The organism is Leucobacter weissii, assembly GCF_017565745.1.
Lineage (GTDB): Bacteria > Actinomycetota > Actinomycetes > Actinomycetales > Microbacteriaceae > Leucobacter > Leucobacter weissii.
The window spans coordinates 307,413-331,842 of record NZ_JAGDYM010000004.1; the positions used below are offsets into that span (position 1 = coordinate 307,413).

Below are 24,430 nucleotides of genomic sequence, written 5' to 3' on the forward strand. Positions count from 1 at the left end.
AGTTCCACGGCGCAAAGGGGGTACTCTCGCGAAAGCCGGTCACTCTCGCGGGTAGGGTGGCAGTGTGAGGCGTGTGGCGGTCGTGGTGCTCGAGGGGGCGAAGCCGCTCGACGTGGGCATCCCCGCCCAGGTGTTCACCACGCGGCCGAGCATGCCGTATCACGTGCGCCTGTGCGGAGCGCGGCCCGGCCGCGTCGCGGGCGCGGACGGTCTCGTCTACCAGCTCGATGCGGGGCTGGAGGCGCTCGACGACGCGGATCTCGTCTTCGTGCCCGGGTATCTGCATCCCGACACCGAAGCGCCCCCGCCCGAACTGGTCGAGGCGCTGCTCCGGGCGCACGGCCGCGGAGCCCGGCTCGCCTCGTTGTCCACGGGCGCCTTCGCCCTGGCCGAGACCGGCCTGCTCGACGGACGGCGTGCGACGACCCACTGGCACTACACCCGGGCCTTCACCGAGCGCTTCCCCCAGGTGGAGGTCAACGCCGGCGTGCTGTTCGTGGACGAGGGCTCGGTGCTCACCTCCGCCGGCGCGGCCTCGGGGATCGACCTCTGCCTGCACATCCTGCGCGCCGATCTGGGTCTCGCCGCCGCGAACTACGCCGCCGAGCGCCTGGTCGCGGCGCCGTATCGCAGCGGCGGACAGCCCCAGTTCATCAGGCGGCGCGTGCCCTCCACGAGCGGGGAGCGGTTCTCGGCGACGCGCGAGTGGGCGCTGCGCCGCCTGCACGAGCCGTTGACGATCGCGAGGCTGGCCGCCCACGCACGGGTATCGCAGCGCACGTTCTCGCGCGTCTTCCGGGATGAGACCGGGTACACGCCGATGCACTGGGTGATGCGGGCGCGCGTGGATCTCGCCCGCGAGATGCTCGAGAGCACGCGACTCGGGGTGGACGAGATCGCGGCGGCGGCTGGGCTCGGCAGCGGCGCCAACCTGCGGGTGCACTTCCGCCGTGTGCTCGGCACGACGCCGACCGAGTATCGGCGCGCCTACGCCCACGGAGAGTAGGCGCGCGGCGGATCCGGAGTCGCCCCGCACCCGAGCGAATTCCGGTGCCGTCCAGGTCCGCCGCAAGATTGGCGTGATCCTTTCGGCTCTCGTCAGAATTGCCACTGGATTCCGGGCTCGGGAGCCGCCAGTCTTGATGCGGCGGATCCGCCTGACAGCAGAGTAAGGAAGACATGACCACTCGCATCGCAATCAACGGTTTTGGGCGTATCGGGCGCGGAGCGCTTCGGGCGATCCTCGAGCAGGACGCACCGGTCGAGGTCGTCGCGGTGAACGACCTCGCCGACGGTTCCGGCCTCGCCAAGCTGTTCAACTTCGACTCGGTCTACGGCCGCGCCGTGGAGCGCGCGCAGGTGGAGTCCGGCGAGGACGGCGAGGTGCTCGTGATCGGCGAGCGGCGCATCAGACTGCTCAGCGAGAGTGATCCGAGCCGGCTGCCGTGGGGCGAGCTCGGAGTCGACACGGTGCTCGAGGTCACCGGCCGATTTGCAGCTGCGGAGCAGGCCCGCGCCCACCTCGATGCCGGTGCGGGTCGCGTGCTGGTCGGCGCTCCGTCCTCAGGTGCGGATGCGACCCTCGTGCGCGGCGTGAACTGGCCGGTGTACGATCCGGCGGCTCACCGCATCGTCTCGAACGGATCCTGCACCACCAACGCGCTGGCGCCCCTGGCCAAGGTGCTGCACGAGGTCGCCGGTATCGAGCAGGCCTTCATGACCACGGTGCACGCCTACACGCAGGATCAGAACCTGGTCGACGGACCCCACCGGGATCCGCGCCGCGCGAGGTCCGCCGCGCTGAACATCGTCCCCACGTCCACGGGGGCCGCGAAGGCCATCGGGCTGGTGCTGCCGGAGCTCGAAGGCAAGCTCAGCGGCGATGCCCTCCGGGTGCCCGTGCCGGTCGGGTCGATCGTCGAGATCAATGCCACCGTGGCGCGTGAGGTGAGCGTCGACGAGCTGCTCTCCGCCTATCGTGCGGCCGCCGACGGTGAGCTCGCCGGTGTGCTCAGGTATTCGGACGACCCGCTCGTCTCCTCGGATATCGTGGGCGACCCGGCGTCATCGATCTTCGACTCCGGGCTCGTGCGGGTCGCCGGCCGCCACGTGAAGGTCTCCGCCTGGTACGACAACGAGTGGGGCTTCTCGAACCGCGTCGCCGAGACGCTCGTCTTCCTCGCCGAGTAATCCCGAGAGTCCTCGGCGCCGGGCGCGGGGCGGCGGATCGGGGCCCGTGGCGGTCCGACGTTCCGCGGTGGTCGCTATTCGTGGCCGAGCGTCGAGGCCCGGGTGATCAGCTGCGGCTGGAAGACGACCTGCTCGTGCTCGGTGCGTCCATCCGCCTCGCGCATGAGCAGTTCGACCGCGGTTGCACCGATCTCGGTCGAGGGCTGGCGCACCGAGGTGATCGGCACCACCGCTGCCCTGGCGAAATCGATGTCGTCGTAGCCGACCAGCGCGACGTCTTCGGGGACGCGCAGCGAACTGGTCATCACGAGCGCCTGGATGACGCCCATTGCGAGCAGATCGTTCGCCGCGAAGACGGCGTTCGGGCGCTCGGCGGCGGGCATGGCCGCGATCGCCTCACCGACCCGCCGTCCCTCGAGCACGCTCAGCGCCTGGGTCGGGTGGACGCTCAGCGCGACTCCGGCGCGTTGGGCGACCACCGACTGGGCGCCCTCCAGTCGCTGCGCGACCTGCTCGATGTTGAGCGGGCCGCCGATGAAGGCGATGCGATCGCGCCCGATGTCGACGAGGTGCTGCGCGGCCAGCCGACCGCCCTCCACGTCGTCGACCGAGACGGAGGAGAACGAGCGATCGGAGCTGCCGCGGTCGACCAGCACGACGGGGGTGCCCGTGTCGCGCAGACGCCAGAGCCGACTGAGGTCGGTGTGCACCGGAGAGATGAGCAGGCCGGCCACGCGCTGCTCCTCGAAGAGGTCCAGGAGGGTCGCCTCCTGCCCGCTCGACTCGTCGCTCCCGCCGAGCAGCACCGAGTAGCCCTCCTGGAGAGCGCGGTTCTGGGCGCCGTGCGCGAGGTCGGTGAAGAACGGGTTGCGGGTGTCGAGCACGACCAGGCCGATGGTGCGGCTGCGCCCGACGCGCAGTTGCCTGGCGGCGTCGTTGCGCACGAAGCCGAGCCGGTCGATGGCCGAGGTGACGCGGGCGACCGTGGCGGGGGAGACCTTGTCGGGACGGTTGAGCACGTTCGAGACGGTGCCCACGGAGACGCCGGCCTCGCGGGCCACATCGCGCACACTCGCGGCCATGTTTCACGACTCCTTCGCCTTCGGCAAGGTCCCCGTCGGATGGACGACAGCGCCTCGCGGCTGAAAGTCTACTCCGAGTTTTGAAACGCTTCAATAACGACTCGGCGCGATCTTCGGCCTTGGACTTGACCCCGCCCGCTCGGTATGCATACACTCACTATGCTCGTTGATTGAAACGATTCAGTTTTTGACACACGATCGAAACACATCGCTTGACACCCCCAGACACCGCCGTCCCGACGGCAGAAGGCCCGTGAGTTCAATGAAGAGATCACCAGCTTCGGAAGCCGCGCTCGAGTTGCGCGGTGTGGCGAAGTCCTTCGGACAGGTGGTGGCGCTGCGCGACGGCAACCTCGTGCTCCGCCCCGGCTCGATCCACGCGCTCGTCGGCGAGAACGGTGCGGGCAAGTCCACCGTGGTGAAGATCATCGCCGGTCTGTACCGCCGGGATGCGGGGGAGATCCTGCTCTCCGGCGAACCGGTCGACTTCGCGGGCACCGCCGAGGCGAAGGCGGCCGGCATCGCGGTGATCTATCAGGAGCCCACGCTCTTCCCGGACCTCTCGGTGACCGAGAACATCTTCATGGGGCGCCAGCCCCGAGGCCGCTTCGGGCGGATCGACCGGGGCCGGATGCGCACCGAGGTCGAGGGCCTGTTCGCGCAGCTCGGCGTGACGATGGATCCGGACCGGACCGCCGACGGCCTCTCGATCGCTGACCAGCAGATGATCGAGATCGCGAAGGCCGTGTCCCTCGACGCCAAGGTGCTCATCATGGACGAGCCGACCGCGGCGCTCTCCGGGGTCGAGGTCGAGCGGCTCTTCCAGGTCGCGCGCTCGCTGCGCGACGAGGGCCGGGCGCTCGTGTTCATCTCTCACCGATTCGACGAGGTGTTCGCGCTCTGCGACACCATCACGGTGATGCGCGACGGCAGCTACGTCTCCACCACCGCCACGGACGACACCGATTCCGATCGGATCGTCGCGGAGATGGTCGGCCGCGAGATCACCGAGCTCTTCCCCAAGCTCGACGCCGAGATCGGCGAGCCGCTGCTCGAGGTCACCGGCCTCACCAGCCCCGGGATCTTCCACGACATCGACCTCACCGTGCGCTCCGGCGAGATCGTCGGCCTCGCCGGGCTGGTGGGAGCCGGACGCAGCGAGGTGGCCCGCGCGATCTTCGGGGTCGACGGCTATCGATCCGGCCGGGTGACCGTCGCGGGCAGGAGCGTGCCCAAGGGCAGGCCGACCGCCGCCATGCGCGCCGGCCTCGCCCTCGTCCCCGAGGATCGTCGCAAGCAGGGCCTCGTGCTCGAGGAGAGCGTCGCGCGCAACACCGCCTCGGCGATCCTCTCGTCGATCGCCAGGCTCGGCCTGGTGACCGCGCGGGCCGAGCACCGGGCCGCGCGCCCGTGGGCGGAGCGGCTCGAGGTGAAGGCCAGCGCCATGAGCACCCTCGCCGGCACCCTGTCCGGCGGCAACCAGCAGAAGGTCGTGCTGGGCAAATGGCTGGCGACGCGGCCGCAGGTGCTCATCATCGACGAGCCGACGCGCGGCATCGACGTGGGCACCAAGAGCGAGGTGCACCGCCTGCTCTCCACGCTCGCGAGAGAGGGCATGGGCGTGCTGATGATCTCGAGCGAGCTCCCCGAGGTGCTCGGGATGGCCGATCGCGTCGTCGTCATGCACGAGGGCCGGATCACCGCCGACATCGACCGGGCCGAGGCCAGTCAGGAGAACGTGATGCGCGCTGCGACCCACAGCCCTGCCGACGGCCCGTCCGACGGCGGAACGGAGGCGAGCGCATGAGCGCGGACGCGGTGACCATCACGCGGCGCGGCGGATTCGGCCGCGCCCTCGCCGGCATCGCCAGCGCGAGGGAGGCGGGCATCGTGCTCGCGGTGCTCCTCGTGGTGCTGGCGGCGACGCTCAAGAACCCCAACTTCCTCTTCTCGCCCGACGGCTTCCGAGACCTCTGGCTCACGCCCTCGCTCCTGATGCTGGTGGCGGTGGGGCAGGCCGTGGTCCTGATCACCCGCAACGTCGACCTCTCGGTCGGGTCGGTGCTCGGCCTCTCCGCCTATCTCACCGGGCGGCTGTTCATCGATCTGCCGGGCATCCCGATGATCGCGGTGATCGTGATCGCCGTCGTCTTCGGCGGGCTGCTCGGCCTGATCAACGGCGCACTCGTCGCCTTCGCGAGAGTGCCCGCGCTCGTCATCACCCTCGGCACGATGTACGCCTACCGTGGCATCAACGTGTGGTGGGCGGGATCGGATCGCGTCAACGCCTCCGATCTGCCGCGGGAGTTCCTGCAGCTCGGCACCGCGCAGGTGCTCACGATCCCGGTGCTGACGATCATCGCGGTCGTCGTGCTGATCGCCGTGGCCTGGTGGATGCGGAACACGCGGGCCGGCCGCGAGTGCTACGCGATCGGCTCCGACCCTGCGGCCGCCGAGCTCTACGGTCTGCCGGTCACGCGGCGCGTCCTGTCGGCCTTCGTGCTCTCCGGAGCGCTCGCGGGCTTCGCGGGCGTGCTCTACGCGGCGCGCTACGGCACCATCAACTCGCAGGCCGGGTCGGGCTGGGAGCTCGACGCGGTGGGCGCGGCCGTGATCGGCGGCGTCGCCATCTTCGGCGGCGTCGGCACGGTCTGGGGCGCGGCCATCGGCGCGGTGCTGCTCATGACCATCAACCGGGCGCTCCCGGTGCTGGGCGTGCCCGACTTCTGGCAGCGCGCCGTGGTCGGCGTGCTCATCATCGGCGCGATCGTGCTCGACCGCGTGCTCGCCCTGCGCCAGCATCGAAGACTCATCGAGGAACGGGAGACGAAGCGATGACCGCAGTGAACACGGGAACGCTGCGACCGATCGCGGAGTTCGACCGCCCGCTCTGGCAGCGCTGGTTCGCCACCCGCGAGATGGCCATCATCGCCCTCTTCGCCGTGGTGGTCGTGATCGCCGCCGCCGTCGTGCCGAACTTCGGCAGCAAGATCACGATGACCTATCTGCTGATGGACATGTTCCCCATCCTCATCATCGCCCTGCCGATGACGGCGATCATCGTGACCGGCGAGATCGATCTCTCCGTCGCCAGCACCGTGGGGCTCTCGAGCGTGCTCACGGGCGTGCTCACCCAGGCCGGCGTGCCCTTCGGCCTCGCCCTGGTGTGCGCGATCGTCGGCGGAGTCCTGTGCGGGGCGCTCAACGGCTTCCTCGTCACCGTGGTCGGGCTGCCGTCCCTCGCGGTGACCATCGGCACGCTCGCGCTCTACCGGGGGCTCGCGGTCGGGCTGCTCGGCACGACCGCGGTCACCGACTTCCCCGAGTTCTGGACGGGGCTCGTGAAGGCGAAGATCGGCGACACGGGCATCCCGGTGACGATCGTGGTCGTGATCCTGCTCGCGACGGTCTTCGCCGTGCTGCTGCACTTCACCCGATTCGGCCGCGGGATCTTCGCGATCGGCCTCGCCCCGGAGGCGGCGCGCTTCCAGGGTGTGAGCGTCGAGCGCACCAAGTTCGTCCTCTTCGTCCTCAGCGGCGCCGTCGCGGCGCTGGCCGGCGTCTACTACACCCTGCGCTACGGCAGCGCCCGCGGCGACAACGCCACGGGCATGGAGATGCAGGTGATCGCCGCGGTGCTGCTCGGCGGCGTGTCGATCTTCGGCGGCCGCGGCGCCCTCCACGGGGTCATCGCGGGCGTGCTGCTCATCGGCTCCCTCGCGAGCGCGCTGCGTCTCGCGACCGTCGGATCCGATGTGATCAACATCATCACCGGCGTGCTGCTGATCGCCGCGGTCGTCTCTTCGAGCGTGTTCGCCGCGTTCCGCAACCGGCGCAGACGCACGAAGCTCGTACTCGCGGGCACCGCGACCCCGGTCGGGGGATGACGGCCCCGATCGACTGACCGAACGACCGAATAACCGAACGAGAACCCACCCCCGCCGCCGTGCGGGGACAACGAAAGGAAACAGAACGATGCGGTTCAACACACAGAAGCGGGCCGGCGCCGTCCTCGCGCTCGCGGCCTCCGCGGCGCTGCTGCTCAGCGGCTGCAGCGGCGACACGGGAGACACCGGCTCCGGCGACACCGGATCGGGAGAGACCGGTTCGGGCGCCAGCGTCACCTTCCTCCCGAAGAACCTGGGCAACCCCTACTTCGACACCTCGAGCGCGGGCGGCAAGGCCGCCGTCGAGGAGTTCGGCGGCACCTTCAGCGAGGTCGGCCCCGCCGAGGCCACGCCCGACGCCCAGGTGAGCTTCATCAACACCGCGACGCAGCAGGGCGTCGACGCGCTGGCCGTGTCGGCGAACGACCCGCAGGCCATCTGCGACGCGCTGAACGAGGCCCGCGACAACGACGTGAAGGTCGTCACCTTCGACTCCGACACCAATCCCGAGTGCCGGGACCTGTTCGTCAACCAGGCCGACGCCGCGGGCATCGCCCAGGTGCAGCTCGACATGATCGCCGAGCAGATCGGCGACGAGGGCCAGATCGCGATCCTCTCGGCGGCGGCCAACGCCACGAACCAGAACGCCTGGATCGAGCTGATCGAGGACGAGATCGCGGCGAACCACCCGGACATCGAGCTGGTCGAGGTGGTCTACGGCGACGACGACGATCAGACCTCGTTCGACAAGACCGCGGCGCTGCTCCAGACCTACCCCGAGCTCAAGGGCATCGTCTCGCCGACGACGGTCGGCATCGCGGCCGCCGCGCGCTACCTGTCGACCTCCGATGCCAAGGGCGAGGTCGCGCTGACCGGTCTCGGCACCCCGAACCAGATGCGCGAGTACGTCGAGGACGGAACCGTCACCGAGTTCGCGCTGTGGAACCCGGAGGATCTCGGCTACCTCACCGCCTTCGCCGCGCAGGCGCTCGTCGACGGCACGGTGACCGGCGCCGAGGGCGACACCTTCGAGGCCGGCAAGCTCGGCGAGTACACGGTCGGCGCCGACGGCGTCGTGCTGCTCGGAGAGCCCTACCGCTTCAACGCGGACAACATCGGCGACTTCGACTTCTGAGTCGTCGACCGGCGGCGCCCCTCGCATCCCGGGGAGCGCCGCCGGTACCACCCGCATCATCGGGACGAGAACGGAAAGGTGTCAGCGATGCGCGTCTGCTTCCAGCTGCAGGTGAGGCCGGATCGGCTCGACGAGTACGTGCGGCGTCACGCGGCCGTGCCGCCCGAGATGCTCCAGGCGATCGTCGACGCCGGCCGGCGCGACTACTCCCTCTTCCTGAGGGACGACGGCCTGCTGATCGGCACCTACGAGACCGATGACGACGAAGCCGCTCGGCGTGCGCTCGCGGAGGATCCCCGCACGCGCGCCTGGGAGGCGGAGATGGCCGACTTCTTCGTCGCCCTCGACGGGCGACCCGACCAGGGCGCGCCCCGGCTCCGAGAGGTGTTCAACCTCGAGGAGCAGGCCGCCGCCGCGGGGCTCGCGGAGAGCCGCGAGCCCGCAGAGACCGGCCGGCCCGCGTGACCGGCCGCATCACACCCCCGACACGAAAGCGCACATCATGAGCACCCTGCTGACCCCCGACGCCCGGGCCGTACTCGAGCGATTGGCCATCGAGGTCCCCTCGTGGGCCTACGGAAACTCGGGCACGAGGTTCAAGGTGTTCGGCACCCCGGGCACGCCCCGGGATCCCTTCGAGAAGATCTCCGACGCGGCCCAGGTGCATCGGCACACCGGACTCGCACCCGCCGTCGCCCTGCACATCCCGTGGGACCTGGTCGACGACTTCGCGGCGCTCAAGGCGCACGCGGAGACCGAGGGCGTCGCCCTCGGGACGATCAACTCCAACACCTTCCAGGACGACGACTACAAGCTCGGCTCGCTCGCGCACGCCGACGACCGCATCCGCCGGAAGGCCATCGACCACCACCTCGCGTGCATCGACATCATGGACCTCACGGGATCCCGCGACCTCAAGATCTGGCTGGCGGACGGGTCGAACTACCCGGGTCAGGCCGATCTGCGCGACCGTCAGGACCGGCTGCAGGATTCGCTGCAGCGGATCTACGAGCGTCTCGGCGAGGAGCAGCGCCTCGTGCTCGAGTACAAGTTCTTCGAGCCCGCGTTCTACCACACCGACGTGCCGGACTGGGGCACCTCCTACGCGCAGGTGAGCGCGCTCGGGGAGCGGGCGCTCGTGTGCCTCGACACCGGGCACCATGCGCCCGGCACCAACATCGAGTTCATCGTGATGCAGCTGCTGCGCCTCGGGAAGCTGGGCTCCTTCGACTTCAACTCCCGCTTCTACGCCGACGACGACCTCATCGTCGGCGCGGCGGACCCCTTCCAGCTGTTCCGGATCCTCGTCGAGGTGGTGCGCGGCGGCGGTCTCGAGGCGGACAGCCCGGTGGCGTTCATGCTCGACCAGTGCCACAACATCGAGGACAAGATCCCCGGTCAGATCCGCTCGGTGCTCAACGTCCAGGAGATGGCGGCCCGCGCGCTGCTGCTGGATCGAGACGCCCTGGGCGCGGCGCAGGCCGCCGGCGACGTGCTGAGCGCGAACGGCGTCTTCATGGACGCCTTCCAGACGGACGTGCGCCCCGCGCTCGCGGAATGGCGGGAGTCCCGCGGGCTGCCCGCCGACCCGATGGCCGCCTACGCCTCGTCCGGCTACTTCGAGCGGATCGCGGCCGAGCGGGTCGGCGGCACGCAGGCGAGCTGGGGCGCCTGAGCCGAGATCCGCCCGCCGCCCGCCGCGACGGGGTAGCATTGTTCAATGAACCGTAGTTCGAACAGTGCAGGGCGGTGATCGTTGACGACCATACGCGATGTGGCGCGCCTCGCCGGCGTGTCGTCCGGCACCGTGAGCAACGTGCTCAACCGACCGTCGTACGTTCGGGCCGAGACTCGTGAGCGGGTCATGCAGGCGATCTCGGAGCTCGATTTCGTTCCGAATCAGCGCTCGCGTCAGTTCCGTCCGGGACGCACGCGCTCGATCGGGATCACCGTCGCCGAGCTCGGAAACCCGTTCTTCGTCGATGTCGCGCTCGGCGCGGAGGCCTTCTGCCGCGAGCACGACCTCGGAGTCGTGCTCTGCAACAGCTCCTACGATCCCTTGCTGGAATCGCAGAATCTCGATCTGCTCGTGCAGCAGCGCGTGCAGGGGATCATCATCTCGCCGGTCGACGAGAAGAGCTCCCGCTTGGACATGCTGAGGGATCGCGGCGTGCCGATGGTGTTCGTGGATCGCGTCGGCGACGACCGCGATGTCTGGTCGGTCGTCGTGGACGACCGCGAGGGCGGCCGTCTCGGCGCCCAGCACCTCATCGGCAGAGGTCACCGCAGGATCGCGTTCGTCGGCCACCCCCACCGCTCCCGGAAGGTCCGCGAGCGGTACGAGGGGGTCAGGGAGGTCGTGGATCGCTCAGCCGGCGACATCACCTTGGAGATCGTCTCGAGCGCCTCGTGGACGGTGAACGACGGCCGCGCGGTCGGTGCGGCTCTCGCCCTGCGGCCGCCGGACAAGCGACCGCGGGCGGTGCTCTGCGCGAACGACATGCTCGCTCTCGGACTCATGCAGGAGCTGATCCGAGCGGGATTGCGCATCCCCGACGACATCGCGGTGGTGGGATACGACGATCTGGAGTGGGCGGCGCTCGGAGCCGTTCCGCTGACGACGATCGCCCAGCCTCGCGCGGAGCTGGGGCGCACCGCGGTCGAGATGATGATCAGCCTGATCGACGGCTCCGGTTCCGCCCTCGAGGCGAACCACGTCGTGCTGGCGCCCGAGCTCGTCGTGCGGGACTCGAGCTGACACCGTCCTGGGGACGGAAGGGGGCGGGGCGGCTCCTCGCCGCCCCGCCCCCGAATGCGGTCGAACCTCAGAACGCCGGTTCGACGTCGTCCACGTTCTCAGCGGTGACCACCGTCAGCGGGATGGGGATGCGGCTGTCGACGGTCTCGCCGGCGACCACTCGCAGGATCGTCTCCAGCGCCAGCTTCCCGTCCTCGACCGGCGACTGGACGATCGTTGCGTAGAACTGTCCGGCCTTGATCGACTCGAACGCGTCCCGCTGCCCGTTGATGCCGACGATCGGCGGGATGGAGTCCGGATCCTTCCCGGCTTCGGCCCACGCGTCGATGAACCCCCGGGCCATCGTGTCGTCGTTCGCGTAGACGCCGTCGATGTCGTCGCCGAAGCGGGTGATGAGGTCTCGGCTCGCGACGAGCGCCTTCTGCTGGTCGAAGTCGGCGTTCACCGTCTGCAGGATCTCGATCTCCGAACCGAGCTCCTCGAGTCGTTCCGTGAAGCCGTCGGTGCGGCCGATGCTGGTTCCGTTGCCGGCCTGGCCCGCGATGATGACGACGCCCCCGGTGCCGCCCAGCGCATCGTTCAGCGCATCCGCGGAGAGCACGCCCTCCTCGTAGACATCGGGACCGGTGAAGCTCGCCACGAGTTCGAGCGCCTCGTCGTCCATCGGCGAGTTGATGAGCACGACCGGGATGCCAGCCGTCTGCGCCTGGATGAGGCCGGGAATGTAGGCCTGCGGGTCGAGCGGCCACAGCACGATCCCGTCGGGATCGCGGCCGATGCAGGTGGTGAGCTGCTCCGTGCCGGTCTGGACGTCGAAGTCCTGACTGAGGGTCGTGACCGTGGCACCGGCCGCTTCGGCCGCCGCGCTGAACGCCTCGTTCGCGGGCGTGGCGTAGGCGTGCGATTCGGCCGCCGTGATGTAGCAGATCTCGGCGGCCTCGCCGTCTGCGGGGTCCGCCTCGGGGCCGCCGCCCGCCGAGCAGGAGGCGAGCAGCAGCGCTGCGGCCAGCGCCGTGCCTCCGATGAGCGCTTTCTTGATCATGCGTGTGTCCTTTCGGTTTCCTTCGTTGGGGTGCTGCCGGCTCTCCTCGGTGAGAAGCGGCGTACGAGCGAGGGGAGGGAGAGGTCGACGCCTCTCTTCGCGTGCGTGAGCGCATCGAGCAGGATCAGCAGGAGGAGGATCGCGCCGGTGACGATGTCCTGCACATAGGCCGGAACGCTCTGGTACTCCATGGCCGTGGTCAGCGCGGCGAGCGTGAGCAGTCCTCCCAGAGTGCCGAGCGCCGACCCGACGCCGCCCTCCAGCCGCGTGCCGCCGATCACGACCGCCGCGATCGCGGTGAGCACGATCGTGTCGCCGAACACCGGCGATCCCGTGTTCGAGGCGACGCTGAAGAGAACGCCGGCGAGGCCCGCCATGAACCCGCTGAAGACGAATGCGCCGAAGAGGTACCAGCGCGAGCGGATCCCGCTCGCGGAGGCGCTGGTCGCGTTGCTGCCCACCGCGAAGAGGTTGCGCCCGCTGACCGTGCGCGTCAGCCAGACGTGCAGCAGCAGGATCAGCACCAGGAACAGCGCCACCCGCGCCGAGAGCGTGCCGAAGAGGGGCTGGGTCAGCGGTATGCCGAAGAAGGGGTCGACGCCGCTGATCGGCCGGGAGTCGGTGATGAGATGGCACACCGCTCGGAAGAGCAGCATCGAGGCCAGCGTCGCGACGAGCGAGTTGATCCTCAGCACCACCACGAGCACCCCGTTGCAGGTGCCCGCCAGGATCCCGACGCCGACGCCGACGATCGCGGCGGGCACCTGACCGAGCTGTTCCTGCAGTCCGATGGCGGCGATTCCGGAGAGCGCGAGAATCGCGCCGCCCGAGAGATCCAGCTGCCCGGCGATCAGCACGACGGTGAGGCCGATTGCGATCAGGCCCATGGTCGCGACGCGATCCGCGCCCAGGCTCAGCGTTCTGGCCGCGAAGAAGCCCGGCACGAAGGTCGCCGAGATCGCGAGCGTGGCGACAAGGATCACCACCACCCGGTATCGGACCAGGCCGAGGAGCGCGAGGGTCCAGGGACGCTGCGCGGAGCTCGTGGGGGTCATGAGCGGCCTCCTTTGCGGCGCAGATAGATGTCGAGCGAGACGGCGAGCACGATCAGCAGTCCCTTCGCGATGCCCTGCACCGCCGTCGGCACGCCCTGGAGGACGAGGATGTTGTTGAGGAGCGCCACGAACATGAGCCCGCCGAGCGCCCGCGGGATGCTGCCCGAGCCTCCGAGCAGGCTGATCCCGCCGACCACCACCGCGGTGATGGCGTCGAACTCGTAGCCGACGCCGATCGCCGGGCGGGCGGTCTGCAGCGTGATCCCGAGCAGGACGCCGGCGAAGCCGCCCAGCCCGGCCGTGAGGACGAAGGCGGCGGCGCGGGTCCGCGCCAGCGGCACCGCGCTCGCTCGGGTCGCGTCGGGGTTGCTCCCCGCCGCGTACACCCAGCGCCCGAGGGTGGTTCTCGAGAGCACCAGATGGCCGGCGGTCGCGATGACCGCGAAGATGATCACGATCACCGGGATCCCGGACACCCGGCTGTTGAGGAAGGCCTGCGCGCCGGGGTCGGATCCGTAGACGATGACGCCTCCCGCGCTCCACTGGGCGATGCCGAGCACGATCGTGCTCACCGCGAGCGTGGTGATGACCGGATTGATCCGCGCGTAGCCGATCAGCACCCCGTTGACCGCCCCGGCGCCGGTCGCCGCGAGAACGCCGACGGCGGCGGCGGGGAGGGTGCCGAGCTGGGGCTGCAGGCTGAGGGAGAGGATCGCGCCCACGGCCACCGTCGCAGGGACGGAGAGATCGGCCAGTCCTCGGGTGATGAACACGAAGGTCATTCCGACGACGATCACGCCGAGGATCGAGATGTTGATGAGGACGTTGACGAGATTGCCGACCGTGAGGAAACGATCCGAGAGCACGGTCCCGATCACGAGCAGCAGGAGGACGCCGAGCGGCATCCCGATCAGTGGGCCCAGCCTGGCGGCGAGATTGGCCTGGGTGACTCGGCTCGTCCCGGGAACCCCCGTCGCCGTCGTGTCGAGCCTGGTGTCGCTCACGAGTGCACCGCCTCTCCGGTCGCCGCGTGCATGACGGTCGCCTCGTCCGCCTCCGCGCGCCCGAGCTCCGCGGAGATGCGGCCCTCGTGGAGCACGTAGATGCGGTCGCTCACCGCCAGCACTTCGGGCAGTTCGGAGGAGATGAGCAGGATCGCCGTGCCCGCCGCGGCGAGCTCGCCGATGATCTCGTGGATGTCGGCCTTCGCCCCCACGTCCACGCCGCGCGTCGGCTCGTCGAGGATCAGCACCCGCGGCCGGGCGGCCAGCCACTTCGCGATCACGACCTTCTGCTGATTGCCGCCGCTCAGCGTGTCGACCGCCCGTTCGATCACCGGAGGGGAGACGCCGAGGCTGTCGACCTGCTCCCGCGCCAGGGAGCGCTCCCGGAAGCGCGAGATCCACCCGCCGGTGGACAGCCCCGAGAGCACCGGCAGGGCGATGTTGTCCTTGATCGACGCGGACGGCACGATGCCGTCCCGCTTGCGGTCCTCGGGAACATAGGCGATTCCGGCCTTGACGCCCTGGCCGGGGGTGCGGGCCTGCACCTCGACGCCGTCGACCCGCACCGCGCCCGACTGCGCTCGTTCGAGGCCGAACACCGCCCGTGCCACCTCGGTGCGGCCGGCTCCGACGAGCCCGGCGAGCCCCACGATCTCGCCCGCGCGAACATGCAGCGAGACCTCGTCGAAGGCGCCGCTCCTGGTGAGTTCCTCGACCTCCAGCACCGTCGCTCCGATGGGGACCTCCCGCTTGGGGAAGATGTCGGTGAGCTCGCGGCCGACCATGAGACGGATCATCTCGCCGGCCGTGAGGCCGGATGACTCCCTGGTCTCGATTCTGCGGCCGTCTCTGAGCACCGTGACGCGGTCCGCGAGGTCCAGGACCTCGCGGAGGCGATGGCTGATGTAGATGATCGCGATGCCGTCCTCGCGCATCCTCCGCACGATGTGGAAGAGCGCCTGCGCCTCGTGCTCGCTGAGCGACGAGGTCGGTTCGTCGAGCACGATGATCTTCGGCCGCTGCGCGTAGGCCTTCGCGATCTCCACGATCTGCTGCTGGCTCACCGTGAGCGAGCCGAGAATCGCAGACGGGTCGACCCGCGCATCGAAGGCGTCGAGCACGGCCACCGCCGCGTCGTGCAGCCGGCGCCGCCGGACGAAGCCCAGGCGGGACGGCGTCGCCCCGAGCATGATGTTCTCGGCGACGGTCAGATCCGGCACCAGGTTGAGCTCCTGATAGACCATTCCGATGCCGCGTCTGCGAGCGTCGATCGGCCCCGAGACGCGGGTCTCCTCGCCCTCCAGGCTGATCGTCCCCCGATCCGGCTGGTAGACGCCGGCGAGGATCTTCATGAGCGTCGACTTTCCGGCGCCGTTCTCGCCGACGATGGCGTGCACCTCACCGGCGCGGACCTCGAGGTCGACGTCCGCGAGCGCGCGGATCCCCGGGAACGATTTCGAGATGCCCCGCATCTCCAGCGCCGCGGTCATGCTGCGCTCCGCTCTTCGTCGGCCATCCGTGCGCGGCTGGGGCCGCAGTGGAACTCCAGGCGGTAGTCGGCGCTCTCGCCGGGCGCGAGGATCGGCAGCACTCCGGCGTCGCGCGCGGCGGCCCGGCCGAGGCTCCAGTCCACGTTGGTGGGCTCCAGCCCGAGAACGTAGTGGCCCTCTCCCAGCATCTTCCACTGGTGGAGGGCGGGCAGCGAGGCCGTGTCGAAGCGCAGGGCGAGCCGCACGTCGAGGGAGGGGTTGTCGACCGAGACCTCGGCGGTGCCGCGATCGGAGAAGTCGTGCCGGAAGACCTGCTCGTCGTAGCCGGGGACGGGTGCGGACAGCGCGTCCCAGTGCTCGAGACCGGACGCGGCGTCGGCGTCGCGCGGGGACACGGCATTCGAGGGGAGGTCGAGCACGGCGCCCTCGTCGATCAGCGGCCAGCCGAGGTTCGCGTGATACAGCACCATGTGGCCGACGGGAGCGGCCGCCTCGTTCGTCACGCGATCCTCGACCACGATGCTCGTGCCGCCGAGCGGGATCCGGATCCGCCTGCGCAGCACCAGGTTCTCCCCGAACACCGCCGTCTGGCGCACTTCCCCCTCGACCACGATCTCGGTGTCGGCGACCTGGCTCCGGGTGATCGCGGCGGGCACGGTTCCCACCCGGCCGTGCATCGGATACTCGATCCCGGACTCGAGGCTCGGCGGCCCGTAGGCGTCCAAGCCGCAGGTGGCGAGGAGCCCGCCGCCGAAGCTCCGCAGCCAGCCGGTTCCCGAGTCGACGGCCAGGGCCGGCGAGGCGAACCCGGTCGGGGAGTGCCAGGCGAGCGGAACGCCGCGGTAGCTGACGGCGCCGATGTCGAGGGCGCGGTCCGGGTGCAGGTCGAGCGCGAGGCCGCCGCCGGAGGTCACGACGATCCGGCGCCCGCCGCGTGCGGGCCCCTGGGTCTCGACCAGTTCGTCGGCGCCGGCGAGTTGACGGAGGGCTCCCACCCGGCGTCGCGCCTCGGGCAGCGTGCGTCCGAAGAGACGGGGCTCGTCCCGCACGGTCATATCCCGAGCTCCCCGCGCTCGGCCTCGAGCTGCCGGTTGCCGGGCCCGAAGTGCTTGAGGATCACGAGGTCCTCGGTCGACGAGGCGTTCGTGATCACGACCCCCTCCTCGGCCGCGCTCGACGTGACGAAGAACTCGTCGTCCGAGAACTGGCCGTAGCGGATGCCCGAGATCGCGGCGATCAGCTGCCCGCCGATCCTGCCGTGTCCGGCGACGGCGATGAGCCCGTGCGCATCGCGATCGGAGATCCGGGCCGTTCCGCCCGGTGCCACGGTGAGCTCCTTGGCGCTGAACGCCGGGGAACGATAGGTGATCCAGCGCTCGACGAACTCGGGGGAGCCCGTCCGGCTCTCGAGCGTCTCGACCGGGGGAGTGAAGCGGTGGCTCCAGAACTCCGGGTCGACGTTGCGATCCCAGTCGATCAGGTCGATGATGAAATCGAGGTCGCCGACCTTCTCCGCCGGCACGTCCTTCCAGAGCAGCTCGTCGGGCACCTCGCGGTTGTTCGACCAGGACTCGGTCATCGCGAACACGTCGCAGGCGGCTTGCGGCTCGTAGGTGCAGACGCTCGCGGGCGCGTGCAGGATGCCCGCTGGGACGTCCCATCCGGTGCCCGCGGCGATCCGGTAGGCCTTCGAGAGGTCGGTGATGCGATTGTCGCCGCCGCGCAGGAACGCCTCGAGCCTGTCGCGCACCTGCTCCTTCGTCGTCTCGGGATGGAGCCCGAAGAAGGTGTAGGGGAAGCGCCCGCCGTGGTCGTTCATCTGCGGGGGGAAGTAGTAGGCCTCGGGCTTGCCCGGCTTGCCGACCAGCGCGGCATGCTCGTCGCGATGATGAATGTGGAAGGGCAGCGGGAATTCGTTGTCGAAGAACTTCGAGTACATCGGCCAGCGACCGTGGCTCTCCCACAGCTCGCCGAGCGCCTCCCCCTTCGCATGGGCGAAGACCTCGTCGAGCGGGATCACGCCGCCGTTCGGGTCGCGGACGAGGCTGAGGCCCTCGAAGGGGTCGGTCAGCGGGCCGTTCTCCGCGCGCACGGCGCTCGCCAGCCAGCGTTCATCGATGCCGCCGCGCTCCTTGCCGAGCGGGAAGTAGTCGTCCGGATGCAGCCGGATCCTTCGCCCCGGCGTGCAGAACGAGCGCGGAACCCAGGCGGGCGCCAGGCGCAGCACGCCGTTCGCGTCGTTCATCGCTCGATCGATGGCGGATTCGGAACCCGAGACGCCCTCGTACGGACCGGCTTGTGCCATTACCCACTCCTTTGTGCGTTCATCTGCATGATCTGGTTCATTGAACCAAAGATGTTTCAATGAAACTATCAGACCTCATCCGAGGGCACAAGTGGGAGGGCGCGACACACCGGGGCTCCGATTCCTCGGCCCCCGGAAACGGGATCGCCGCAGCGACCCCGGGGCGCGACCCGGGCGCGAAGGGCGGCACTGATCCGCCGCGTCCGGTCGCCGGGGCGCGGACGAGGGGACGGTCAGCGGGCCCGGCGGGTCTCGTTCAGCGCGCTCAGCTCGGCGAAGCGCGTCAGACGCTCGGCGTAGGCGCTCGTCAGCGACGGCTGCGGGGCGTAGCTCGCCTGGGTCGCCTGCCCGAGCCGGCGAACCGTCTCGAAGGTCGGGATCTCCCCGGTCGCGAGCCCGGCGAGCACCGCAGCCCCCTGCGCGGCTCCGTGGCCGCTGGCCGGTCGGTCCACCGGAACCCCCAGCACGTCCGCCTTGATCTGGAGCCAGACGTGCGACGAGGACCCGCCTCCCGTCGACACGACCCGGTCCACCGGGTAGCCCGCCTCGGCGATCGTCGCGACATCGCGCGCGAGCGCCATCGCGTTGCCCTCCATCGCGGCGAGCATCAGATCGTACCCGTCCGCGGCGAGATCGATGCCGTCGATCACGCCGCGGGAACGCTGATTCCAGGTCGGGGTGCGCTCTCCTGCCAGGCTGGTCACCATGGTCAGACGACCCGGCCGGGATCGGGCCCCCAGAGTCGCATCGTCGCGCAGATCGCGCTGCCCGTCGAGGCCGTTGACCCAGTCGATCGTGGCGCCGGCCGTGACCTGGGCGGTGATGAGCAGGTCGACGCCGGGCACGCAGTGACGCGTGTGGATGAATCCGGGCACTCGGGTGCCTCGCGGCACCGGCAGGATGGTGACGCTCGAGAACCCGGTCATGTCGACCAGCGGATCCCCGGGCGCGATGATGCCGGCCTCGAGGGCCGATCCGATCGAGTCGATGCCGCCGGCGACCACCTGCGCGCCCGCGGTGATGCCGGTGGCGCGGGCGGCCTCCGCGGTCACCGTTCCCACGACCTCGGTCGACGGCACGATGCGGGGGAGGCGGCGCAGCGAGGGCTCGGCCTCGAGCAGCGAGGAATCGAAGGCGTCGGCGTCGTCGTCGAACCCCTGCATGAGCGCCGCCGTGGTGTCGTCGAGCACGCTCGCTCCGCTGAGCCGACGCACGATGAAGCCGTTGGCCGAGACCACGTGCTCGGCCGTGCTCAGCGCCTCGGGGCGGTGAGCGGCGAGCCAGGGCAGTTTCGCGGTGCCGAAGAAGGGATCCGCGCCGTTGCGAGATCCGGGGACGATCTCGGCGATGCGCCGCGCCTCGGCCGAGGCACGGCGGTCCAGCCAGGTGAGCGCGGGAGAGGTCGGCGCGCCGCTCGCGTCGATCGGCACCAGGGTGGGCGCCTGCGAGGTCACCGAGACCGCGGTCACCTCGCGCCCGTTCACGACGCGCCGGGTCACGGCGCACACCGCCGCCCACCAGGCGTTCGCGTCCTGCTCGGCCGCGGTGCCGTCGGTGGCCGTGGGGTAGCGCTGCGAGGCGTCGGCCAGCAGCTTGCCCGTGTGGTCGGTCGCGACCACCTTGACGGAACTCGTGCCGACGTCGATGCCGAGGAGTAGCTTGCTCATGTTCGCTCTGACTGGGGGATCGGGAACGGGGGAAGGTCGCTCGGGAGCGGGTGCGCGCCGCGTCTCAGCGCGCGGGGCCCTGCGCGAATTCTACGAGAGGATGCAGCGCCGGCTCTCCCGCGACGAAGCGCCGGAGCTCCTCAGCGACGCCGTTCGCGGCGCGGGCGGCGGTCTCCCGGCTCGCTCCGGCGATGTGGGGCGTGAGCACGATGTCGCGCCCGTCCGCGGCGAGCGCGAAGATGCGATGCCCGAAATCCACCGGCTCCTCGGGATAGACGTCGAATGCGGCGCCGGCGAGCTGCCCGCTCTCGATCGCGTCCGCGGCCGCGTCGTAGTCGACCAGGCCGCCCCGCGCGGCATTGACGAGGTAGGACCCCCGCCGCATCAGGGCCAGTCGTTCGGCGTTGACGAGGTGCGCGGTTTCGTCGGAGAGCCTCGCGTGCACCGACACCAGGTCCGACTCGCGGAACACCTCCTCGGCGGTGGCGGCGCGACGCACCACTCCGTCCAATACGCCGGGGGGAAGATAGGGATCGAAGACGAGGACGTCGGCTCCCATGGCCGCGAACACGCGGGCGACGTGCGCCCCCACGGCTCCGGCGCCGAGCAGGCCGATGGTGGACGCGGCAACCTCGCCTCCGACCTCGTCGTAGCGGTAGAACTCCCCGCGCCACTCGTGGGCGAGCAGGGTGCCGTGCGAGAGCGGGATGCGGCGCAGCAGCGCGAGGGCGAGCCCGATGGTCATCTCGGCCGTCGCGACGCCGTTGCGACCGGGCACATTGGCCACGGCGACGCCGTGGGCGCGCGCGGCCGCCAGGTTCACGTTCGTGGGGCCGCCGCGGGAGACGGCGATCATCCTCAACTCGGGGCTGGCCGCGAGGACCCGCTCGGTCAGCGGGGCGAGCTGGGTCGCGATGGCCGTCACGCCGCGCAGCGCCTCGATCAGCTCATCCTCGGTGCCCGAGGCCTCGTCCACCTCCGCGACTCGGCCGAACGGGGCGTCGGGCCAGTCGAACTCGATCTCTCGGATGTCTGCGGGCCGCTCCTCGAGGGCGTGCTCGATCGCTCGGCGCAGGTGCGCGGAACGGATGAACAGGTCTCCCGCGGCCAGAATGCGTGTCATCGGTGTCTGCCTCGTATCTTGATGCTCCGGGCGCGGGGCCGGAGCGGTCCGGTCCGCGCGAGTGTGCTGGGTGCTGCGGTGCGGGCCGCGGGGCGCGCCCGCACCGCAGCGATGCGTCCGGCGCTCAGCCGCCGAACACCTCGTCGTAGTACTCCTGCGCGTTGCTCTGGTCGATGACCGTGATCGGCATGTACTGATCCTTCTCGACCGTCTCGCCTGCGAGCAGGTCGGCGGTGATGTCGACCAGCGTGCGCCCGTGGGCCTTGCCGCCGCCCAGGCTGATCGAGGCCTTCTGCGGGTCGCCATTGAGAATGTTCTGGATCTCGATCTCGGTCGCGTCGATGCCGAAGAGGCCGAAGGCGTCGTAGTCGGTGATGCCGCTCGCCTTGACGCCCTCGTTGCCGCCCTGAGCGCCGCCGCCGCCGATGGTCGCGATGACCTTCAGATCCGGATTCGCCTGCAGGAAGTTCTCGGCGTTGGTCACGCCCTCCTCAGCGGTCAGCGCCGAGTTGGTCGCCACGAGCTCCGCGTTCGGCGCGAGTTCGGCGATCGCGTCCTTGATTCCGTTCGCGCGGTCGATGATCTCGGGGAAGGTGGGCAGATCCATGAGTCCCCACTCGACGACGCTCTCGTGCCCGTAGTTCTCATTGATCCACTTCGCGGCCGCCTCGCCGTTGGCGTATCCGGTGTTGTAGGCGTCCACGAGGTACTGGGCGTCGTAGTTGTCGAGCACCTGGGTGTATCCGACCACCTTGATGCCGGCATCCTGGGCCCGCTGCGTGACGTCGACCAGCGACGCCGCATCGACGGCGCAGATGATGATCGCGTCGACGCCCTGCTGGATGAAGTTCTCGATCTGGGTGACCTGCGTGGAGGCGTCGCTCTTGGCGTCGACGTAGTTGACGGCCAGCCCCTCTTCCGAGCCGTAGCTCTGCGCCTCCTGGACGAGCTCCGCCCAGACCGGGTTGGAGAGATCGGAGAACGTGACGCCGACCGAGTAGTCGTCGTCGGACGCGGACGGGGCGCCGCCGCCGTTGGAGGAGCAGGCGCTCAGGCCGAGGAGGAGCGCTCCTGCTGCGAGCACTGCAGTGATCTTCTTCATTGAGAGATTCCTTTCGAGGTGAGGTGTTGATGACGTGGTCAGGAGAGGGGGACGGTCGAGGTCTTGGGGTCGACGGGTTTGCCCCCGAGCGAGACGCCGCCGATCTGCCGACCGCGACCCTTCGCGTTCTTCGACATCGCGTCGTAGATGACGGCGGTGAGCAGGATCAGGCCCTTGATGACCAGCTGGACGTACTCGCTCACGTTGAGCAGCACCAGGCCGTTGTCGAGCACGCCGACGATGAGCACGCCGATGAAGGCGCCGAAGAGCGATCCGCGTCCGCCCATCACGCTGACGCCGCCGAGGACGCAGGCGGTGAGCACGCTGAACTCGAATCCCGCGCCGGTGGCCGACTGCGCGGAGTTCAGGCGCGACAGCAGCAGAACCGCTCCGACCGCAGTGAAGAGCCCGCACACGGCGTAGACGAACAGCAGGGTCCGGCGGGTGTTCACGCCCGAGAGCCGTGCGGCCTCGATGTTGTTGCCGATGGCGTAGAAGTAGCGGCCGATGTAGGTCTTGTTCGCGATGAAGTAGCCGATCGCCCAGATCACGACCAGCACGATCACCGAGATCGGGATGCCGACGACCGCGCCCTGCCCGAGCACCGAGAAGCCGCTCGGGAATCCCGAGATGGGGAGACCCTTGGAGAGCAGGTAGCTGACGCCGTTGAGGATCGTCATCATGGACAGGGTGACGATCAGCGGCGCGACCCCGGTGAGCGTGATGATCAGCCCGTTGATGAGTCCGATGATCACGCCCAGCACCAGCACCAGCACGATGGCGAGGGGCCAGGGCACCTCGAACTGGGACATCAGGATGCCGCAGACGACGACGTAGAGCGAGATCTGATAGCCGACGGAGAGGTCGATGCCCCCGGTGAGGAGCACGAACGCGAAGCCGACGGCGACGATCCCGAGGGTCGTGACCTGGCGCAGGATGTTGAACAGGTTGTTCGCATCGAGGAAGTTGGGCGAGAGGATGCTGAAGCCTGCGATCAGCAGCACCAGGACCAGGACGATGCCCAGCCCGTGAATGCGGGGCATGAGTTTCGCGGTCATGCGTGGTCTCCTTCCGAAGCCAGGGTGAGCACGGCTTCCTGAGTGATGTCTTCTCGGGCGAGAACGCCGCGCTGGCGGCCTTCCTGCAGCACGACGATGCGGTCCGACATCCCGATCAGCTCCTCCATGTCGGAGGAGATCATCAGGATCGTCTTCCCCTCGGCTGCGAGGCGGTTCATGATGGCGTAGATCTCGTGGCGGGCACCGATGTCGATGCCGCGGGTCGGCTCGTCGAAGATCAGCACCTCCGGGCCGGTGGCGAGCCACTTCGCGAGCACGACCTTCTGCTGGTTGCCGCCGGAGAGGTTTCCGACGATCTCCTTGCCGCTGGGCGCTTTGACCCGCAGTTCGCGCATATAGCGCTCGGCGAGACCGGCTTCGGCGGATCCCGACACGACCGGCCCGCGCGAGAGCTTCTTGAGCGTGGGAAGCGAGATGTTCTGCTCGATGGAGAACTCGAGGACCAGGCCGTGGCGCTTGCGGTCCTCCGGCACCAGCGCGATGCCGTTGCGGATCGCCGCGATCGGGCTCGCGGAGAGCACCGACGCGCCGTGCAGCTCGACCGTTCCCGACTCCGTCGGCTTCGCCCCGAAGAGGAGCTCCATGAGTTCGGTTCGGCCCGCGCCGATGAGCCCGGCGAAGCCGAGGATCTCGCCCCGCCGGGCGACGAAGCTGATGTCGGTCACGCCGTTGCCGCTGAGCGAGTCGACCGTGAGCGAGGGCTCGCCGATCTCGTGGTGCCTGGCGGGGTATCCCTCGCTGAGCTCGCGGCCGACCATCAGCGAGATCAGCTCGCTCTTCGACGTCTCGGCGGTGTTCCGGGTCGCGACGTAGCTGCCGTCCCGCAGCACGGTGACGCGGTCGGAGAGCCGGAAGATCTCCTCCATGCGATGCGAGATGTAGACGATGGTCATGCCCTCTCGCCTGAGGGTTTCGACGATCGCGAACATGGCCTCGACCTCGGTCGAAGTGAGCGGTGCGGAGGGCTCGTCCATGATCAGGAGCTTCGCCTCCTTCGAGAGCGCCTTCGCGATCTCGACGATCTGCTGATAGCCGGTGGTCAGCGTCTCGACCAGCGCGCCCGGCGAGATGGCGACGCCCAGGCGCGTGAACAGTGCGCTGGACTGCTCGGCCATGGCCTTCCGATCGAGCACCGGCCCTCTGCGGATGAAATCGCCCAGGAACACGTTCTCCGCCGCGCTCAGATTCGGGAAGAGGGTGAACTCCTGGTAGATGACGGCGATCCCCAACTCGCGCGCCAGCTGCGGGGTCAACCGGTCGTAGCGGTCCCCGTCCACCGTGATGGTGCCGCTGGTGGGAGCGATGGCTCCCGAGAGCGCCTTGATCAGCGTCGACTTGCCCGCGCCGTTCTCGCCGACGATGGCGTGCACCTCTCCGGCGCGGAGATCGAGGCTGACGCCGTCGAGGGCGCGCACCCCGGGGTACTCCTTGGTCAGGGAGTCGATCTGCAGCGCGAGACCGGTCTCCCGCGGCTCGCCGACCGCCGTGCTCCGAGCTGACATCGGGGCTCC

At 69.6% G+C, this 24,430-nt stretch carries 21 protein-coding genes; 9 read left to right on the forward strand and 12 right to left on the reverse strand.

The annotated features are described in order from the left end of the window. Positions 1 to 64 precede the first annotated feature (64 nt). Both J4H92_RS03620 and gap read left to right on the forward strand, forming a co-directional pair. On the forward strand, positions 65 to 1,006 hold the full coding sequence (locus J4H92_RS03620) for a helix-turn-helix domain-containing protein (protein ID WP_208096102.1): 942 nt from the start codon (positions 65 to 67) through the stop codon (positions 1,004 to 1,006). Between the two features lie 173 nt (positions 1,007 to 1,179). Continuing rightward, positions 1,180 to 2,190, forward strand: a complete 1,011-nt coding sequence (gap, locus tag J4H92_RS03625; RefSeq protein WP_208096106.1) for a type I glyceraldehyde-3-phosphate dehydrogenase — start codon at positions 1,180 to 1,182, stop codon at positions 2,188 to 2,190. Positions 2,191 to 2,264: 74 nt separating this feature from the next. On the opposite strand, the gene J4H92_RS03630 is transcribed toward gap, so the two are convergent. Continuing rightward, complete coding sequence (locus tag J4H92_RS03630) at positions 2,265 to 3,272, reverse strand: LacI family DNA-binding transcriptional regulator (protein WP_208096109.1); 1,008 nt, start codon at positions 3,270 to 3,272, stop codon at positions 2,265 to 2,267. A 262-nt stretch (positions 3,273 to 3,534) separates the two neighbouring features. Between J4H92_RS03630 and J4H92_RS03635 the strand changes: the two genes are divergently transcribed. From J4H92_RS03635 to J4H92_RS03665, 7 genes are all read left to right on the forward strand, one after another. Then, positions 3,535 to 5,079 carry a sugar ABC transporter ATP-binding protein gene (locus J4H92_RS03635; RefSeq protein ID WP_208096112.1) on the forward strand — a complete coding sequence of 515 codons (1,545 nt, stop codon included), beginning with the start codon at positions 3,535 to 3,537 and terminating at the stop codon, positions 5,077 to 5,079. Next, positions 5,076 to 6,110 (forward strand): ABC transporter permease, encoded by a 1,035-nt coding sequence (locus J4H92_RS03640; RefSeq protein WP_208096115.1) that lies wholly within the window; start codon positions 5,076 to 5,078, stop codon positions 6,108 to 6,110. The genes J4H92_RS03635 and J4H92_RS03640 overlap by 4 nt, the downstream gene beginning before the upstream one ends. Next, positions 6,107 to 7,159, forward strand: a complete 1,053-nt coding sequence (locus J4H92_RS03645; protein ID WP_208096118.1) for an ABC transporter permease — start codon at positions 6,107 to 6,109, stop codon at positions 7,157 to 7,159. The genes J4H92_RS03640 and J4H92_RS03645 overlap by 4 nt, the downstream gene beginning before the upstream one ends. Positions 7,160 to 7,247: 88 nt before the next feature. Next, positions 7,248 to 8,294 carry a rhamnose ABC transporter substrate-binding protein gene (rhaS, locus tag J4H92_RS03650; RefSeq protein WP_208096121.1) on the forward strand — a complete coding sequence of 349 codons (1,047 nt, stop codon included), beginning with the start codon at positions 7,248 to 7,250 and terminating at the stop codon, positions 8,292 to 8,294. Between the two features lie 87 nt (positions 8,295 to 8,381). After that, positions 8,382 to 8,759: an L-rhamnose mutarotase gene (locus J4H92_RS03655; protein ID WP_208096124.1), complete on the forward strand. Its 378-nt coding sequence runs from the start codon at positions 8,382 to 8,384 to the stop codon at positions 8,757 to 8,759. Positions 8,760 to 8,796: 37 nt separating this feature from the next. Next, the gene (gene rhaI, locus J4H92_RS03660) at positions 8,797 to 9,969 is read left to right on the forward strand and encodes an L-rhamnose isomerase (protein WP_208096127.1); all 1,173 of its coding nucleotides are present in this window, start codon (positions 8,797 to 8,799) and stop codon (positions 9,967 to 9,969) included. Between the two features lie 81 nt (positions 9,970 to 10,050). Beyond that, complete coding sequence (locus J4H92_RS03665) at positions 10,051 to 11,052, forward strand: LacI family DNA-binding transcriptional regulator (protein ID WP_208096130.1); 1,002 nt, start codon at positions 10,051 to 10,053, stop codon at positions 11,050 to 11,052. Positions 11,053 to 11,119: 67 nt separating this feature from the next. Here the strand turns inward: J4H92_RS03665 and J4H92_RS03670 are convergent, their stop codons facing one another. The 11 genes from J4H92_RS03670 to J4H92_RS03720 all read right to left on the reverse strand — a co-directional run bounded on the left by J4H92_RS03670 (position 11,120) and on the right by J4H92_RS03720 (position 24,421). Continuing rightward, positions 11,120 to 12,094 (reverse strand): sugar ABC transporter substrate-binding protein, encoded by a 975-nt coding sequence (locus J4H92_RS03670; RefSeq protein WP_208096134.1) that lies wholly within the window; start codon positions 12,092 to 12,094, stop codon positions 11,120 to 11,122. Next, positions 12,091 to 13,149: an ABC transporter permease gene (locus J4H92_RS03675; RefSeq protein ID WP_208096136.1), complete on the reverse strand. Its 1,059-nt coding sequence runs from the start codon at positions 13,147 to 13,149 to the stop codon at positions 12,091 to 12,093. The genes J4H92_RS03670 and J4H92_RS03675 overlap by 4 nt, the downstream gene beginning before the upstream one ends. Then, entirely contained in the window at positions 13,146 to 14,153 is a 1,008-nt protein-coding gene (locus J4H92_RS03680; RefSeq protein WP_208096139.1) for an ABC transporter permease subunit, read from the reverse strand. The genes J4H92_RS03675 and J4H92_RS03680 overlap by 4 nt, the downstream gene beginning before the upstream one ends. Then, complete coding sequence (locus J4H92_RS03685; protein WP_208096142.1) at positions 14,150 to 15,643, reverse strand: sugar ABC transporter ATP-binding protein; 1,494 nt, start codon at positions 15,641 to 15,643, stop codon at positions 14,150 to 14,152. The genes J4H92_RS03680 and J4H92_RS03685 overlap by 4 nt, the downstream gene beginning before the upstream one ends. Continuing rightward, entirely contained in the window at positions 15,640 to 16,698 is a 1,059-nt protein-coding gene (locus J4H92_RS03690) for an aldose 1-epimerase family protein (RefSeq protein ID WP_208096143.1), read from the reverse strand. Before J4H92_RS03690 ends, J4H92_RS03685 begins: the two co-directional genes overlap by 4 nt. Then, positions 16,695 to 17,948: a cupin domain-containing protein gene (locus J4H92_RS03695; RefSeq protein ID WP_208096146.1), complete on the reverse strand. Its 1,254-nt coding sequence runs from the start codon at positions 17,946 to 17,948 to the stop codon at positions 16,695 to 16,697. The genes J4H92_RS03690 and J4H92_RS03695 overlap by 4 nt, the downstream gene beginning before the upstream one ends. Positions 17,949 to 18,181: 233 nt before the next feature. Then, the gene (locus tag J4H92_RS03700) at positions 18,182 to 19,615 is read right to left on the reverse strand and encodes a xylulokinase (protein ID WP_208096149.1); all 1,434 of its coding nucleotides are present in this window, start codon (positions 19,613 to 19,615) and stop codon (positions 18,182 to 18,184) included. Between the two features lie 64 nt (positions 19,616 to 19,679). Then, positions 19,680 to 20,738, reverse strand: a complete 1,059-nt coding sequence (locus tag J4H92_RS03705) for an NAD(P)-dependent oxidoreductase (RefSeq protein WP_208096153.1) — start codon at positions 20,736 to 20,738, stop codon at positions 19,680 to 19,682. A 124-nt stretch (positions 20,739 to 20,862) separates the two neighbouring features. After that, on the reverse strand, positions 20,863 to 21,840 hold the full coding sequence (locus J4H92_RS03710) for a sugar ABC transporter substrate-binding protein (protein ID WP_208096155.1): 978 nt from the start codon (positions 21,838 to 21,840) through the stop codon (positions 20,863 to 20,865). A 38-nt stretch (positions 21,841 to 21,878) separates the two neighbouring features. Further along, positions 21,879 to 22,898: an ABC transporter permease gene (locus J4H92_RS03715; RefSeq protein WP_208096158.1), complete on the reverse strand. Its 1,020-nt coding sequence runs from the start codon at positions 22,896 to 22,898 to the stop codon at positions 21,879 to 21,881. Continuing rightward, positions 22,895 to 24,421: a sugar ABC transporter ATP-binding protein gene (locus J4H92_RS03720; protein ID WP_208096163.1), complete on the reverse strand. Its 1,527-nt coding sequence runs from the start codon at positions 24,419 to 24,421 to the stop codon at positions 22,895 to 22,897. Before J4H92_RS03720 ends, J4H92_RS03715 begins: the two co-directional genes overlap by 4 nt. Between the last annotated feature and the right edge of the window lie 9 nt (positions 24,422 to 24,430).

Coding starts and splice junctions, on each gene's coding strand:
- gap (WP_208096106.1), top strand. CDS start 1,180: ATGACCACTCGCATCGCAATCAACGGTTTTGGGCGTATCGGGCGCGGA.
- J4H92_RS03630 (WP_208096109.1), bottom strand. CDS start 3,272: ATGGCCGCGAGTGTGCGCGATGTGGCCCGCGAGGCCGGCGTCTCCGTG.
- J4H92_RS03635 (WP_208096112.1), top strand. CDS start 3,535: ATGAAGAGATCACCAGCTTCGGAAGCCGCGCTCGAGTTGCGCGGTGTG.
- J4H92_RS03640 (WP_208096115.1), top strand. CDS start 5,076: ATGAGCGCGGACGCGGTGACCATCACGCGGCGCGGCGGATTCGGCCGC.
- J4H92_RS03645 (WP_208096118.1), top strand. CDS start 6,107: ATGACCGCAGTGAACACGGGAACGCTGCGACCGATCGCGGAGTTCGAC.
- rhaS (WP_208096121.1), top strand. CDS start 7,248: ATGCGGTTCAACACACAGAAGCGGGCCGGCGCCGTCCTCGCGCTCGCG.
- J4H92_RS03655 (WP_208096124.1), top strand. CDS start 8,382: ATGCGCGTCTGCTTCCAGCTGCAGGTGAGGCCGGATCGGCTCGACGAG.
- rhaI (WP_208096127.1), top strand. CDS start 8,797: ATGAGCACCCTGCTGACCCCCGACGCCCGGGCCGTACTCGAGCGATTG.
- J4H92_RS03670 (WP_208096134.1), bottom strand. CDS start 12,094: ATGATCAAGAAAGCGCTCATCGGAGGCACGGCGCTGGCCGCAGCGCTG.
- J4H92_RS03675 (WP_208096136.1), bottom strand. CDS start 13,149: ATGACCCCCACGAGCTCCGCGCAGCGTCCCTGGACCCTCGCGCTCCTC.
- J4H92_RS03685 (WP_208096142.1), bottom strand. CDS start 15,643: ATGACCGCGGCGCTGGAGATGCGGGGCATCTCGAAATCGTTCCCGGGG.
- J4H92_RS03690 (WP_208096143.1), bottom strand. CDS start 16,698: ATGACCGTGCGGGACGAGCCCCGTCTCTTCGGACGCACGCTGCCCGAG.
- J4H92_RS03695 (WP_208096146.1), bottom strand. CDS start 17,948: ATGGCACAAGCCGGTCCGTACGAGGGCGTCTCGGGTTCCGAATCCGCC.
- J4H92_RS03700 (WP_208096149.1), bottom strand. CDS start 19,615: ATGAGCAAGCTACTCCTCGGCATCGACGTCGGCACGAGTTCCGTCAAG.
- J4H92_RS03705 (WP_208096153.1), bottom strand. CDS start 20,738: ATGACACGCATTCTGGCCGCGGGAGACCTGTTCATCCGTTCCGCGCAC.
- J4H92_RS03710 (WP_208096155.1), bottom strand. CDS start 21,840: ATGAAGAAGATCACTGCAGTGCTCGCAGCAGGAGCGCTCCTCCTCGGC.
- J4H92_RS03715 (WP_208096158.1), bottom strand. CDS start 22,898: ATGACCGCGAAACTCATGCCCCGCATTCACGGGCTGGGCATCGTCCTG.
- J4H92_RS03720 (WP_208096163.1), bottom strand. CDS start 24,421: ATGTCAGCTCGGAGCACGGCGGTCGGCGAGCCGCGGGAGACCGGTCTC.